Origin of the sequence: Bradyrhizobium sp. 21, from assembly GCF_023073335.1 — a bacterium.
Classification (GTDB): Bacteria; Pseudomonadota; Alphaproteobacteria; order Rhizobiales; family Xanthobacteraceae; genus Bradyrhizobium.
This window is the reverse complement of sequence record NZ_JADPJG010000032.1, coordinates 70,598-85,090: the sequence shown is the minus strand read 5'-3', so window position 1 is coordinate 85,090 and position 14,493 is coordinate 70,598. Positions and strand designations below refer to the sequence as shown.

14 protein-coding genes are annotated in these 14,493 nt (G+C 63.3%); 1 reads left to right on the top strand and 13 read right to left on the bottom strand.

What is annotated here, in order from left to right; genetic code table 11:
* Positions 1-82: 82 nt before the first annotated feature.
* From IVB31_RS25760 to IVB31_RS33580, 11 genes are all read right to left on the bottom strand, one after another.
* Positions 83-472, bottom strand: coding sequence for a c-type cytochrome (locus IVB31_RS25760; RefSeq protein WP_247329427.1), 390 nt, complete (start codon positions 470-472; stop codon positions 83-85).
* A 12-nt stretch (positions 473-484) separates the two neighbouring features.
* Entirely contained in the window at positions 485-1,120 is a 636-nt protein-coding gene (locus IVB31_RS25755) for a cytochrome c (protein WP_247330553.1), read from the bottom strand.
* Positions 1,120-1,959, bottom strand: coding sequence for a substrate-binding domain-containing protein (locus IVB31_RS25750; protein WP_247329425.1), 840 nt, complete (start codon positions 1,957-1,959; stop codon positions 1,120-1,122). Before IVB31_RS25750 ends, IVB31_RS25755 begins: the two co-directional genes overlap by 1 nt.
* Positions 1,943-3,742: a methanol/ethanol family PQQ-dependent dehydrogenase gene (locus tag IVB31_RS25745; RefSeq protein WP_256464357.1), complete on the bottom strand. Its 1,800-nt coding sequence runs from the start codon at positions 3,740-3,742 to the stop codon at positions 1,943-1,945. Before IVB31_RS25745 ends, IVB31_RS25750 begins: the two co-directional genes overlap by 17 nt.
* Positions 3,743-3,882: 140 nt before the next feature.
* Positions 3,883-4,677 carry a heme-binding protein gene (locus tag IVB31_RS25740; protein WP_247330551.1) on the bottom strand — a complete coding sequence of 265 codons (795 nt, stop codon included), beginning with the start codon at positions 4,675-4,677 and terminating at the stop codon, positions 3,883-3,885.
* A gap of 76 nt (positions 4,678-4,753) precedes the next feature.
* Positions 4,754-5,677 (bottom strand): cytochrome c oxidase assembly protein, encoded by a 924-nt coding sequence (locus tag IVB31_RS25735; RefSeq protein ID WP_247329417.1) that lies wholly within the window; start codon positions 5,675-5,677, stop codon positions 4,754-4,756.
* Positions 5,665-5,892, bottom strand: a complete 228-nt coding sequence (locus IVB31_RS25730) for a hypothetical protein (RefSeq protein WP_247329413.1) — start codon at positions 5,890-5,892, stop codon at positions 5,665-5,667. Before IVB31_RS25730 ends, IVB31_RS25735 begins: the two co-directional genes overlap by 13 nt.
* A 122-nt stretch (positions 5,893-6,014) precedes the next feature.
* Positions 6,015-6,614, bottom strand: coding sequence for a cytochrome c oxidase subunit 3 (locus IVB31_RS25725; RefSeq protein WP_247329410.1), 600 nt, complete (start codon positions 6,612-6,614; stop codon positions 6,015-6,017).
* Positions 6,611-8,518: a cytochrome c oxidase subunit I gene (gene ctaD, locus IVB31_RS25720; protein ID WP_247329407.1), complete on the bottom strand. Its 1,908-nt coding sequence runs from the start codon at positions 8,516-8,518 to the stop codon at positions 6,611-6,613. Before ctaD ends, IVB31_RS25725 begins: the two co-directional genes overlap by 4 nt.
* 2 nt (positions 8,519-8,520) lie before the next feature.
* Entirely contained in the window at positions 8,521-9,531 is a 1,011-nt protein-coding gene (coxB, locus tag IVB31_RS25715) for a cytochrome c oxidase subunit II (protein ID WP_247329404.1), read from the bottom strand.
* Positions 9,532-9,727: 196 nt separating this feature from the next.
* Positions 9,728-9,850 carry a hypothetical protein gene (locus IVB31_RS33580; RefSeq protein WP_256464352.1) on the bottom strand — a complete coding sequence of 41 codons (123 nt, stop codon included), beginning with the start codon at positions 9,848-9,850 and terminating at the stop codon, positions 9,728-9,730.
* Positions 9,851-10,096: 246 nt separating this feature from the next.
* Here IVB31_RS33580 and IVB31_RS25710 point away from each other — a divergent pair, with 246 nt between their 5' ends.
* Positions 10,097-11,692 (top strand): alpha-amylase family glycosyl hydrolase, encoded by a 1,596-nt coding sequence (locus tag IVB31_RS25710; RefSeq protein WP_247329400.1) that lies wholly within the window; start codon positions 10,097-10,099, stop codon positions 11,690-11,692.
* Between the two features lie 149 nt (positions 11,693-11,841).
* Here the strand turns inward: IVB31_RS25710 and IVB31_RS25705 are convergent, their stop codons facing one another.
* Positions 11,842-13,254: a four-carbon acid sugar kinase family protein gene (locus tag IVB31_RS25705; protein WP_247329397.1), complete on the bottom strand. Its 1,413-nt coding sequence runs from the start codon at positions 13,252-13,254 to the stop codon at positions 11,842-11,844.
* Positions 13,251-14,492 (bottom strand): ribulose-bisphosphate carboxylase large subunit family protein, encoded by a 1,242-nt coding sequence (locus IVB31_RS25700; RefSeq protein ID WP_247329394.1) that lies wholly within the window; start codon positions 14,490-14,492, stop codon positions 13,251-13,253. Before IVB31_RS25700 ends, IVB31_RS25705 begins: the two co-directional genes overlap by 4 nt.
* Position 14,493: the final 1 nt, after the last annotated feature.

Below are 14,493 nucleotides of genomic sequence, written 5' to 3'. Positions count from 1 at the left end.
ATTGGTGATCGCAGGCGAGCAGCGGGCGTATGCATCAGGTCGCGGATCTCCAGGCTCCGTTCGTCCGCCGTCCGCCATGGGCCTACTTCAACGTTGAGAGGAAAGCAGCTATATCACGCGCCTCGGCGGCGGAAATGCCCATTTGCGGCATGGCGCTTCCAGGCAGAACCTTTTGGGGATTCTCGATCCAGAACGCCATGTTGTCGGGAGAATTGTGCAGGAAGCCGGCGATGTAGGTTCGGGTGCCGACCCGATTTAACGGCGGGCCGACGTTTCCGTCAGCCCCGGCAATTCCGGGAATAGTGTGGCAGCCGCCGCATCCGTAGTTTCGGACCAGATCGGCGCCCTGTTTCGCATCTCCGCTCAAGTTGTCGGTACCGGTGGCGTTGCCCTGTTGGCAACCCGTGAGCATAGCCGCCAGCGACACGACGAGAAGCGAGTTTACCACTGCATGAGAGAAGTCGCCGCTCATCGGCTGCTCCGATCAAGGCTTCTGTCCGAAACCGAATTTCTTGGTGGCAGACCATGGGTCCGTGGTCGAGACCTGCTCCGTCGGGACCTGCTCGACATCGGGAGACAATGGGCTTGCCGAGAAGGTGCGGCCCCACTGATGGCTCGGTTCATTGCTGATCTTGCCAATATAGGTGACGAGATCCCAGATCGCGCTGTCGGGCAGAACGCCGCCCCAGGCGGGCATTCCATTCGGCCGCCCCTGGTAGATCGAGAGATAGATGTTTTCGGGCTGCGGGCCATAGGTAAAAGTGCTGTTGCTCAGCGCCGGGCCCATGCCGCCGCCGCCGTTCGCCGCGTGGCAACCGACGCAGTTGAGATTGACGAAGTAGGTCATCCCACGCTGCTCGGCGTTGGGATCACCCTGGGCGGGGTTCTTGATCTGCGGCCGGGTGGGCTGCGCGCCGGGGAAGAGATGGCTCACCGGGACTTGCATGAATACGCCGGGCCTGCCGTTACCGACGCTCTCGCCGAAGTTCGGGCGCGGTGCGACCGTCGGCGTCTGTGCTTCCTGCGATTGCGGCAGGCTCTGCTGGGCAAGAGCATGGTTGTTGAGTCCTGCTAAAAACAGCAGAGATGTGGTGCAAGCGCGCAGCCCAATGGCAGGCATCATTCATGTCCTCCAGAAGCGGTGACCGGAAGCCCGACCAGCGGGACGCCATAGCTGCGCAACAGGGATGTGATCTCGGGTCGATGCTGGTCGATGAACGCATTGAGCTGATCGCGCAGGGCATGGTCACCCTTGCGGACCCCCATCGAAATTGCGAACTGGAACTGCTGAGGTGCGAAGCGCTGGTAATCCTCGATCGGCGTGACCGTTAATGGCACGGGGGATTGTTTGGCGAAGTAGCCGCCGAGCGGTCCCCAGGCGGCCGCAACGTCGATCTCACCCTGTCCGACGGCATCGATCAGCCGGGCTGGTGGGTCGGCCTGGCGATAGTCGCCAAAGATCGAGTAGCCGCGCACATTGTCGACAATGCCTTGTTCGCCAAGCGCCTCGGCGGGCGGCGGATTGTTGCCGTCATCGCCGATTAGATGAACGCCTATGGCCAGATGACGCAGCCGCGGGTCGAGCAGGGAGGACAGATCCAGGTGCTGGTCTTCGCGTGTGACGAAGACGTAGGTCGATTTGTAATAGGGCTTCGTCGTCTCCACGAGGTCATAGCCGGTGGGCAGGCCCATCACGACGTCGCATCTGCCGGCCTTCAGGGTATTGCGGATGAAGCCGCGCCGCTGCGCCCACCAGGTATAAGTTACCTGCTTGCCGAACTGCTCTGCCACCATGCGCGCGAGCTGGTTCTCGAAACCTGCTTCGGCACTGTTCGAGAACGGCAGATTGTTCGGATCGGCGCAGACCCGAAACTCGCCGTTCGGTTCGGCGGTCGCGGTGTCCGCAAGCCCGAGGAGGAGGGCAACGGCGATGACGATGTGCTTATTGCGCGGGCGCATGGCTGGTGTCCTGGCCATTCACGCCGCCGAGCCTGAAGACCAGCAGCTCGCTGCCGCCGGCGGTATAGAATGGCAGATCCTGCGTGGCACCGGTGAAGCCTAGCGCGGCATTGCGCACGCGAGGATCGACCTCGGCATTGGCGACCACGCCGGGCCATCCGCCGACTCCGGACAGAATCGCGATGTATTGCTGTCCGTCAGAGCCGCGGTAGGAAACGGGTTGCCCGATGAAACCTGACCCTGCGCGAAACTGCCACAGCACCTGGCCATTCCTGGCGTTCACCGCCTTGAACAGGCGGTCCATCGTTCCGTAGAACGCAACGTCGCCGGCCGTGACCAGTGCGCCGCTCCAGACCGGCAGCTTCTCGTGGATCTCCCACACTTTCTTGCGCGCTACGGGATCCCACGCCATGAACTCGCCACGGTAGCCGCCGGGGCCGGCATACATATCGACGTCAGCACCGATATAGGGCGTGCCGGCGATGTAGCCGACCTGCGAGGCCTTGAAGTTCATGCAGAGATGCTGATGCGGCACATAGAGGAGCTTGGTGCGCGGCGACCAGGCCGTCGGCTGCCAATCCTTGGCGCCCGGCGCGGCGGGACAGATGTCCTCCACCGTCTTGCCGACGAGCGGGGTCTTGTCCTCGTTCGGGATGATCTTGCCGGTCTTGAGATCGACGCCCTTGTAGGAGTTCACGAAATCATATGAGTCTGCCGAAAGGACCTCGCCCGTGGCGCGATCCATCACATACATGTAACCGTTGCGGCCGGGATGGATCAGAACCTTGCGCGGCTGGCCGTTAAGCTCGAGATCGACCAGCACGTTCTCGTTGATCTCGTCGTGGTCGAACAAATCATGCGGATTGACTTGATAGGCCCATTTTGCGTGCCCATTGTCGGGGTCGCGCGCAAAGATGGTCGTGCTCCAGAGATTGTCGCCGCTGCGCTGGTTCGCATTCCACGGACTGGGATTGGCGGTCCCGTAATAGATCAGGTTGAGGTCGGGGTCGTAGGAAATCCAGCCCCACATGGTGGCGCCACCCACCTGCCAGCGGTCGGCAGGCCAGCTCTTCACGCCGAGGTCCTTGCCCTTGAGACTGTCATAAAACGGCTTGAAGTCGTCGCCGATCAAGACGTCCTTGTCCGGGCCTGTCGCATAAGCACGCCACGCGATGGTCCCGGTGTTCTCGTCCAGCGCGGTGACCCAGCCGCGCACGCCCAGTTCGCCGCCACTGTTGCCGATCAGAACCTTGCCCTTCACCACGACAGGGGCCATGGTGATGGTCTCGCCCTTGTTGATCTCGCCGAGCTTCGTGTGCCAAAGCTCCTTTCCCGTCTCGGCGTCGATTGCGACCGAGTGATTGTCCAGGGTGTTGAGGAACACCTTGCCATTGTCAAAGGCGAGACCGCGGTTGACGACATCGCAACAGGCGACGCCCGCGGCCGCAGGCTCGGGCTTCGGTGCGTAGGACCATTTCAATTCACCCGTCGTTGCATCGAGGGCAAACACGCGATTGGGGTAGGGGCCCGCATAGGGGCCGACCACATACATGGTGCCGTCGACCACGAGCGGCGCCGCCTCCTGGCCCCGATCGGCACCGATCGAGAATGTCCACGCAAGCTGCAGGTGCGATGCGTTGCCCGTGTTAATCTGGTCGAGCTCGCTGTAACGGGTGTTCGCATAATCGCGCGCTGCCATGGGCCATTGGCCGGCATCTTTCATGCGCGCCGCCAGATCGCTCTGCGCAAAGGCGGGGGACAACAGACAACAGGCGCAAAGCATGCTCAACACCCCCTCGAGCAATAGCTTCAAGCCACGCATTATCATATGAAGTACTCCACGGCATCGACGCGGCCGTGCCGCGTGCAGGCCGTTTCGCGAAGGTACAAACATTGTGCTCTGGCTAAGTTCCTACGGTCGCGCTATCTCACGACGTTTCCCGATACGCCGGCGCCGAGATCGACCGCGATCTGATCTTCCTTGCCATCGCACTTCGGATGACCGAACCCTGACGGGCTCTTTCCGTCAGGCCCGATGTCGTAGATGATCGCGTCCTTCATGTTGGGACTGACGCCGGCCGGCACGCGGTCGAGCCCGAGCTGGTGACGCACGCGCCAGGCCACGTTGTGATCCGCGCAGGAGCTGTCGCCGCTGACGCCAAGCGCACCGGCAATGCCGTTGCCATCGTAGAGAGCAAGTCCGCCGCCAAAGACGATCACCCCGCCGATGGGTTTTCCGACCATCGGATCTTGCGCTGTTCCGAAAGCACCCGGCGAGCCGGCATAGATCACGTCCGGAGCAGGCGGGTTGCTCAGGGCTGCACCAAACAGGAAGCCGCCGGGTTGCGCGCCGGCGTACAGGTTGGCTGTCGCCATCGCCTTGTTCTTCAGGCTGAATGCATTCGCGGTGTTGGCTTTCTCAGCGGCGATCGCACGGCTTCCGAGCCACTGATCATCGACTTTATCCCCGCTATAGGCGACCGCGCAGACGATACCCTGCCGGTTCACCACGGCCGCCCACTCATTGTTGTCCAATCCGCCATTGCTGGGACCACCCGACGGCTTCACGCTCTTCTTGAGGATATCGGCGAGGTGATCGTGGTCGATAGGGCAAGATGAGGCATTCGCTCCTGCTTGATCCTGCGCGATCGAACTCGGTGGATTCGACAATGTTGCGGCCAGGATCGCAACAGCTGCCGCAATCGGTAACTTGGTCATGTGACCTCCATTGAAGCTGGCAGGCGAACGCTCAAATCGGGCCCGCAGTTCCTCCGCGCTCATCGCGTCGGACCAGTCAGCCGGCGTGCTGGAGCGAATGCAGACCCGTACGCGCGTCAAGCGTCAGCCAGCGATAGGCAAAGAACAGCGCGGCCCCGGTGTAGAGCAGGCCCATCGGGACCCACATCAGGATGCCAGCAAGTTGTTGGTCCTCCAGCGGCGAAAGGCCGAATTCGCCCGCGAGCGCACCTTGGTCGGGGATCCAGACCCGTGTCGATAGCGTCAAGAGGGCGCCGAGCACGCCGGAATGCAAGACGGTCAGAAACAGGCAGATGATGGCGATGCCGTCGCGAAGGCGCAAGCTGCGGCCTCGTCCGCGGCCATGAAGGAGCACCCACCAGAACAGCAGAGCAGTGGCAAAGAAGCTGATGTGCTGGAGACGATGCACGGCGGTATCCCTGAGGGCCCAGGCATAGAGCGGAGGCGCATGCCAGATCCACAGCGCCGCGCCGTGCAGCACGGTCGCGTTCACGGGATGACTGACGAAGGCCCACGCCGCCGCCAGCGGGCGAAGATTGAGAAACCGGCCTGCTGCGGGGCGAAACGAGAACGGCAGGCTCCAGAGCAGCGGACCATTGATCCGGGCATAAGCCATCAATGGAGCGGCGACCACCATGAGGAGCTCGTGCTCGACCATGTGTGCTGCGAACAGGTGCTCGCCGAGCCAATGTAGCGGCGAGGTGACCGCGAGCGCGGCCACCAGCCAGCCGCTCCAGAAGGCGGCGACCTGGCGATAGCTCACACCGTGACCGCCTCCGGCATTGTGCCAAAGTCGCTGTGTTCCGACAAAGAAGACGATGCCCACGAGATAGAGCGGGGTCACAAGCCAGGGATCGTAGCTCCAGAGCGAGCCTTGATCGACATCCGATATGCTGTGAGCCAGCGCTGGCCGCGCGAGCAGCGCAAACAGCAAGGCGAGGAGGAAGCCTATCGCAGGCATGGGCTGATCATCAATGATGCGGCAAGCTGGTTCGCAATCGCCAGCGCAAACAACACACCGTTGCCGACGCCGACCCAGGCCATGAACGTCCGCGGTCCGCCGCCTTGGGCATCGGTCCATTCAGCGCCGGCTCCGCGACGGACGGCGCGCGCCGATATGGCGCTGCCCAGAAGAGCGACGATCGTCAGAGCAGCGCTCAGGATCGTGCCGCTCATCCTGGCGCTCTCGCAGGAGAAGTGCGCCAGCACGTAGACGCCTTGCAAATTGATGCCCCATGCGAGGGGCCCAAGTGCAACGCCAGCCCAATACAGCAGTCGAGCGCGTCCGGTAGCTTCGGTCATAGACGGGGCACCCAATCGAGCAGGACATAAAGCGGAAGCCAGGCGAGCACAACGAAGTTCCAGTAGAACACGTTGTCAGTCACATCGCTGAACCTGCGGGGCTTAGCGTGCCGCGTGAACATCAGCACCGCCAGGACGACGGTATCGCCGACATCGGTCGCAAGATGCGTCGTGTGCAGCCCAAGAATGAGCCACACGATCGATCCATAGGCCGAATTGTCCCAGCGCGTATTGAGATGGGCGAATTCGAAGCCGCGCAGCACCAGAAGCGCGATGCCGATCAGGGCCATCACCACAAGGCCGGCCCGCACCTTCGCAAGATCCTGCCGGTGTGCGGCGCGATTGGTGATCTCGTTCGGGATGATGCTCAGCAGATAGACCGCCGTCTCGGTCGTACCCGGCCAGAGGTCGGGCGGCAAGGCGCCGATCGGCCAGTTCGGATTGACGGCGTAAAGATAGAGATAGGCGCCGATGGCAATGGCAAAGCCCATGCCTTCGAGCGCCATGAAGCCCATGGCGCCCCACCACGGTCCGCTGCGCGGACCGTAGCCGTAAGTCGGCAACTCAGCGACGCTGCGGACAATGGTCTGTCTCACTCCTCGTCCTCCTTGCTGCCGGTCGGCCAAAACCAGCCGATCAAGGTCACGGCCATCGGTGGCGTACCCCAGAGCACCGCCCAGGGGGTGAAGATCGAGCCGATGAAGAACACGGTCGTTGCGACGGCTGTGAGCAAAGGCCAGATGCTCGGTTCGGGGGATGCCTCGCGGATCTGTGGCTCGGCCTCCGCCAGCGAGGTCAGCAGGACTTCGCGCCGCTCGACACTCAAGCCCGCAACGACGGGCAGGCTCTCGCCATCGGCCCACAGCGGATCGCGGTGTTTGACCACCGGAATGCGATCGAAACCCTGAGGCGGGGGCGGCGAGGTCGTCGCCCATTCCAGCGTCGACGCGCTCCACGGATTGTCGCCGGCGAGCTCACCCTTGCGGAGGCTGTAGATCACATTGACGAGCAACAGTGCAAAGCTGAGCGCGAAGAGGAGCGCGCCGCCGCTCGACAAGAGGTTCAGATGCGCCCAATCCATCTCCGCGGTATAGGTGTAGACCCGACGCGGCATCCCGATCAGCCCGAGGATGTGCATCGGAAAGAACGCGATGTTGAAGCCGACGAAGGCGAGCCAGAAATTCCAGCGGCCAAGCCGTTCGCTCAGCATGCGTCCGGTGATCTTGGGAAGCCAGTAGTAGACTGCGCCCAGCAGCGGGAAGACGGCGCCGCCGATCAGGACATAGTGAAAGTGGGCGACGACGAAATAGGTGTCGTGCACCTGGGTGTCGATCGGCACCGAGGCAACCATCACGCCGGACAGGCCGCCGAGCACGAAGATCACGATGAATCCGATCACGAACAACAGCGGCGTTCGGTAGACCGGCCGCCCGTCCCACAGCGTTGCCAGCCAGCAGAATATCTGCAGGCCGCTCGGCACTGCAATGAGCATGCTCGAAGCCGTGAATAGCCCGGCGCCAAGCTGGGGCAGTCCTGTCACGAACATGTGGTGGACCCACAGGCCGAACGACAGGAAGCCCGTTGCGATCAGCGAGAGGATGATGACGGGATAACCGATCACTGGCCGGCGGGCGAAGGTCGCGAGGATGGCCGAGACCATGCCCGTGCCCGGGATGAAGATGATGTAGACCTCGGGATGCCCGAAGAACCAGAACAAATGCTGCCACAGCAGAGGGTGCCCGCCCGATGAGGGATCATAGAAGCGGGTGTTGACGAGGCGATCGAGGATCAGCGACGTCGATGCGACCATGATCGAAGGCATGGCAAACATCACCAGGAAGCTCGTGACCAGCATCGCCCAGACGAAGAGAGGAATTCGGTCGAGCGTCATGCCCGGCGCCCGGAGCTTGAACACGGTGACGACGATCTCAACGGAGACGGCGAGCGCCGCGACTTCCGTAAAGGTGATCATCTGCGCCCAGACGTCGGCGCGCTTGGTCGGTGTGAACTGGAGATTGGAAAGCGGAACGTAGGCGAACCAGCCGACATCGGGGCCGACATTGAACAGGAACGAGATCCACAGAAAGCAGCCGCCGAACAGAAACATCCAATAGCTGAAGGCATTCAGGCGAGGAAAGGCGATGTTTCGCGTGCCGACCATTAAGGGCACGAGATAAACCGCGAACGCTTCCATGACAGGCACGGCGAACAGGAACATCATCGTCGAGCCATGCATCGTGAAGATCTGGTTGTACTTGTCGGCGGAGAGAAACGTCTTCTCCGGTCCGGCAAGCTGAACGCGCATCAGAATCGCAAGGACGCCGCCCAGAAGCAGGAATGCAAAGGCGGTCACGATGTAGCGACGCCCCACGACCTTATGGTCGACCGACATCAGCGCACCGAACAGACCGGACGGCGTGCGCCATACCCGCTCGAGCTGCGTGGAAAGCTGAAGGCCATTCAGGACGTCGTCGCGCAACTCATTTGGTTCAGCGGCCATGCTCACTTGAGCTGCTCCAGATAATGAAGGATGGCGATGAGCTCGCCCGATTGCAGCGGCATTTGCGGCATGAGATTGCCGGGCTTGATGTGCTGGGGATCGGCGATCCAGGCGCCGAGCGTCGCCGGCGTGTTCGGCAGCGTTCCGGCGGCGATCGTCGTGCGGCTCCCGATATGCGTGAGATCAGGGCCCATCTGTCCGCCGGCCGGCGTGCCGCTGATGTTGTGGCACAGTGCACAGCCGCGGGCGCGAAACAAAGCCTCGCCCTGCCTGCCGAGCTGATCCGGAGGGCTGCTCGCGCTCTGGTTTTCATGATCCCGCCAGCGGCCAAATTCGTCCGGGGGCAGTGCAATCACCGCAAACGCCATATGCGCGTGCTGAAGGCCGCAAAATTCGGCGCATTGCCCGCGGTAGACGCCGGCCTTCTTGGCGGTGAATTGCAGTTCGTTCTTCTGTCCGGTGATGAGGTCCATCTTCCCGGTGAGACTCGGGACCCAGAAGCTGTGGATCACGTCGGCGGACTCCAGCTCGACCTTCACTGGCTGTCCGGTCGGAATGCGGATCTCATTTGCAGTAGCGAAGGTCTTGTCCGGGCTGTCGCCCTCGTAGTGAACCTCCCACCACCACTGGTGGCCGATGATTTTGAGCGTGAGTGCATTCTCGCTCTTGGCGAAGACAGTGCGCTGTCCGGCATAACTGACGACGGAGAGGCCGAGCACGACCACCGTGGTCGCGAGTCCGAGCATGAGGATGACACGGCCGCTGCGTTCTTCGAATTCCTCATGGAGCCCGAGTGGCTGGGCGGCCTCGCGCTTTCGGCGCAACATTCCCATGCTGAGGACGAACACCACAGCAATCCAGATGATCGTCGCGACGACCAGGAATACGAAAAGCGTCTGCCGTATCTGCTCGGACTGAAGCCCTTGCGGATCGAGCGCAGATTGCCGTCCGCTGCAACCGGCCAGGAGCCACGTCGCCGACAGCACCAGAGCCGTTCTCACCCAAACAGACATGACCTTCGCATGGCTCCCCATTACGAGGCGGAACCGGCGAATCCTTTGAAGGTTCCTATTCGGTCTCGGATCTACTGGCCGCGTGGGAGCCGCGGAGTTCGGAGATATCGGCGAGGCCGTACCGATGGCAGTTCGCAGCAGCGCATTCCGGCCCTGGAGAACATGCGCAAGAGATCCACTCAGCGGACCGGGTGGGCTAGAGCGGCCAGCCCTTTGCGGCGATGACGATCGCCGCGTCGCCGACAGCCATGAGCAAGAGGACGGCGAGAATGGCGATCATCGCTCCGGGCTGGGCAAGAACGCGGATATCTTCGCGCATGTCTCTGGTCCTGATGAACCTCTTCGCTACAGCATGCGCGGCCCCGGCAAGGTCCGGGGGTTGGGTCGCCGGGGCCGCGAGAGCCGGGACGTGCGAGCAGCCCAGCATGCGGTATCAACAAAGCTCCACGTCGTCAGTTCCTGGGCGTAGAGGCAAGCAGACGGCTGCGACAAGTTACGCGTAGGAACGCGCACCGGGAAGCAAAGTTATCAACCGCCTTTGAGCTTCCATTTTGAGTGCGATGAGATGACGCTGAACGCAATGGGAGATGAGTGGTGGAGAACTGCCACGATCTACGAAGTCGCTCCGATCTCCTTTCAGGACTCCAATGGTGACGGCAAAGGCGATCTCAGGGGAGTGCTCTCTCGCATAGACTACCTGAAATGGCTCGGGATCGATGCGGTCTGGCTGACACCGATCTACCAGAGCCCATTTCGCGATCTCGGCTATGACATTGCGGACTATTGCGCGGTCGATCCCGTCTTTGGAAACCTGGATGATTTCGATCGCCTCGTTGCCGCGCTGCACGAGGCTGGCATCCGGTTGATCCTCGACTTCGTGCCGAACCACACATCGTCCGATCACGCCTGGTTCTTTGAAAGCATGAGGTCGCGCGACAATCCCAAGGCGGATTGGTACATCTGGGCCGATGCCGCCGACAATGGCGGCCCGCCCAACAACTGGCTGAGCCGCTTCGGAGGCAGTGCATGGGAATGGTGCGAGGCGCGCGGCCAATATTACTACCACTCTTTTCTGGTCGAGCAGCCCGACCTGAACTGGCGCAATCCGCAGGTGCGTGCCGCACTCGCCGATGTGATGCGCTTCTGGCTCGACCGCGGGGTCGATGGCTTGCGCGTGGACGCCAGCGCCGTGCTGATCAAGGACCATCTGCTGCGCGACAATCCCCCAAATCCGGAAGCCAAGGGCAAGCCGCCGCCGCAGCGTGACACGCCGGTCTTCACCGACGACAGACCCGAGACGATGCACTGCATCGAGTTCATTCGCGAGGTGATCGACGAATATCCCGGCCGGCTGTTATGCGGTGAGGTTCAGGGCAAGACCGATCGCATCGGCCATTTTTACGGCAACGAGCGGCCGCGGCTGCATCTGCCGTTGAATTTCGCCCTGCTGGATTCCGCCTGGGACGCGCTCTCCCTGCAGGCCACGATCGATGCCTATCGGAATGCTCTGCCCAAGGGCGCCTGGCCGGTCTGGGTGATCGGCGGCCACGACAAGCAGCGCGTCGCCAGCAAGATCGGGCAGCGGCAGATGCGGCTGTTGGCGATGCTCCTGCTTACGCTCAAGGGGACGCCGTTCTTCTACATGGGCGACGAGATCGGCCGCGAGCGTGTCCCGATCCCGCCCGATCGCGTGCGCGATCCCTTCGAGAAGCTCGTTCCAGGATATGGTCTTTGCCGTGATCCGGAACGGGCCCCGATGCGCTGGGATGACAGCCCAAAGGGAGGCTTCACCACAGGCGAACCCTGGCTGCCGCTGGAGCATGATGGCACGCCCAACGTCGCGCAGCAACGCGGTGATCGCGACACGATCCTGCAACTGTTCCGGCAGTTGATCGCGTTGAGGCGAGCGCACCCTTGCCTTCAGTACGGTGAGCAGGAAGCGATCCCGTCCCGCCATGACGTGCTCGCCTTCAGGCGCGTGGCCGGCGACCGCAAAGTTCTAATCGTCCTCAATCTTTCCAACGAGCCGCGTAAATGGGATTGCCGAGGTCATGGTCGTATCTTGATCGCGACCAATCCGGACCGTCGAACCGAGCGGCTGGAAAAGCCAACGGTCCTGCTTCGCGGCGGCGAGGGCTTGATCATCGAAATCGATGCCTGAGGATGTCCTCGCCGCCGCGTTGGGCACCGAGCGTCGCTAGGCCGCCTGATGCTGCTGACCCGGATATGGAGGCCCGCCGACCTCGGCGCAGCGAAAGCGTGCCGAAGCCGCCGAAAGCAGACGAGGAGGCCAATTGGTCCGAGCTACACTCATTGGGGACGGGCTTGGCCGGACTGCGTTTCGTGCGGTTGCTCGCGCGATCCGCCGTCTCTCGCGCGGCAGAACAAATCGACTTCGCCCACCTGTCCGCCCTTCAGTGCGATCTCGATGCTCGCGTGCGTACGATCCGATGACGCGAGACAGAGCGGTGCCCCTTCTGCAAGCGGGGCAATCGCGTTCAGCGCATAGATGCCCATGGCCTGCAATGCATGCCCTGACGTGTCGCCGCCAGCGACCACCGTGCGCTGGAGTCGTGCGGTTTCTAGGATGGAGTCCAGCGCTTGGCCGAGTCCAGTGCCGATACGGTCGTTCACCGCGGTCGCCGCCGCGCCGCTCGTCTCGATCGCCGCGTTGAGAGAACCGATCGCAGGGTCGTCGGGGCCTCTCGCGGTGATCAGGAGCGCATCTCGCCCGGAGGAGAGCGCTGCGAGCGCGGACACGACTCCGCGGCCGATTTCATTGGTCCATTCGGTTGCGTGGACGGCGCGCGTGGCGTCGAGCCGTACGACTTCAAAGCCGTTCTCTGCGGCGTGCGCTATCTGTCCTGCGGTGACCGGCGAGCAGGAGCCGGAGATGCAGGCGATGCGCCCGACGCCAGCGAGGCGCAGATCGGGCTTGCTGTTGGGGATCAGTCCTGCCGACCGCCAATAGGCGACCAGCGCCTGTTCGACGCCTTGCGAGCCGGCGACAAAGAGCCGCTTATCGCGATATTCCCAGATGAGGCGCCCGGCTTCGATCAGCGATGCCTGGTCGAGCACGTCGAGCGAGATGATCTCAGTGCCGGCGCGCCTTGCGCGCATGAGCGCCAGATCCGCGCCGCCATTGGCCATGGTGACGAAATCGATCAGCCCGATCGATCGCGCCGTCTGTTTTGCAAGATGCCGGCCGAGATCGCTTTCGTCCATCGGCGTTACCGGATGACGCGACATGGTCGGGTGCCGATCAAGGCGATGGCCGACGCCGCTTACGGTCGCGAACAGATGGCCGAACATCTGATAGCGGCCCATCGCCGGCGATCCCACGAGCAGCGGATGCCAGCTGCCGCCGAGAAGCGGCACCGCCAGATCAATCGCACGTCCGATCGAGCCGATATGCGGCGCGGAATCGAAAGTCGAGCACACCTTGTAGTGCGCGATCGGCGCACCGATGCCGGCTAGCACGTCAAAGGCCGGCGGAAGATTCAGCTCCATCCAGGCCGGATCCTTCGCCCGCGCCGTGCCGGCAATGCCGATGCCGCGGAACTGCCGGGCGGCCGCGAGACGTTCCGGCGTCGGAGGCTCGAGGAACAAAATTGTCGGCAGGCCCGCGAAGGTGAGGGCTTCCATTGCCGCGGACGAACCGGTGTAATCGTCGCCATAGAAGGCGATGAGGGGTCCGTCAGGCAGGGCGGATGCGCCGCTCATGGCGTGCCAGCGATCGCCGCGTCGCCCGCGATCGCCGCGTCGCCCGAGATCGCGGCGTCCCACGCCGCGCGCAAATCGGCAACGCCGGCGGCCGGTCCATCGGGATGGGCGAGAATGCCGCCGCCGGCTGCGAAGATCAGATCTGTCGAGCCCAGCGCGCGCCAGGTCGGTAGCGCCTGCGCCGGCGTCTGGCCCGACGAGAACACGGGCATCGCGATGCACGGCTTATGCGCGAACATCGGCGTCAGCGCGGCCTTGGCCGATGTAACGACGCTGTCGTCGGTCTCGCTGAACTTGTTGCCGATGCCGTTGACATGCATGTGGTCGGCGCCGGCCAGCCGCCAGATCTTGTGCCACGCCGTATAGTCCCAGCCGAGCGCGGGGTGACGGCTGAGCGCGCCCCAGCCGTTGCGATGCGCATGAACGGGAAGCTGTGTGTGGCGCCCGAGCTCGACCATGCCGGCGAGCCCGACGGAATTGATGCTCGCCATCACGCAGGTGCCGCCCTCGCTGAGCACCAGATCGTGGCGGCGGCGCATCTGGTCGATCTCGCCGGTGACGTTGAAGGCGATCATGACCTTCTTGCCGGTTCGGATCGCGTGGTCGTTGACAACACGCATCACGGCGCGGACGCGTTGGTCGAACGGACAATAGGCGCCGTCCGATTGCAATTCATCGTCCTTGATGAAGTCGATGCCGGCCTCGCACAGCGTGGCGACCAGATTCGCGGTCTCGGCCGGGCTGAGCCCGATGCTCGGCTTGATGATGGTGCCGATCAGCGGACGGCCGCTGACGCCGGTCAGCTCGCGCGTGCCGGCGACGCCGAATTTCGGCCCGGCATAGGCGGCGGCGAACGCGAGCGGCAGGCGCAGGTCGAGCAGCCGCAGACCGGTCAGCTGGCGCAGTTCCCAGAGATTGCCCGCAATCGCCGTGACGAGGTTGGGCAGCGACGCGCCGATATTGTCGAGCGGCCACGACAAGGTGACGCGCGCGCGGTGCCAGGGGCCGTCGGGGTTGATGGGACGGGCGACCGGAAGCGACGGTGCGGGGACCGTGCCAAGCAACGCGATGCTCTCGACGCGGGCCGCCGCACGCGCCTTCAGCTCCGGCGTCTCGCCGGGCACCGCGACGAACGTCCCGCTCGATTGCTCGCCCGCCATCGTTTCCGCAGCGAGTTGCGGAGCGACCGGCGTCTCGATCAGATAGTCGGCTTCGATGCGAACAGGATTTTCCGTCACT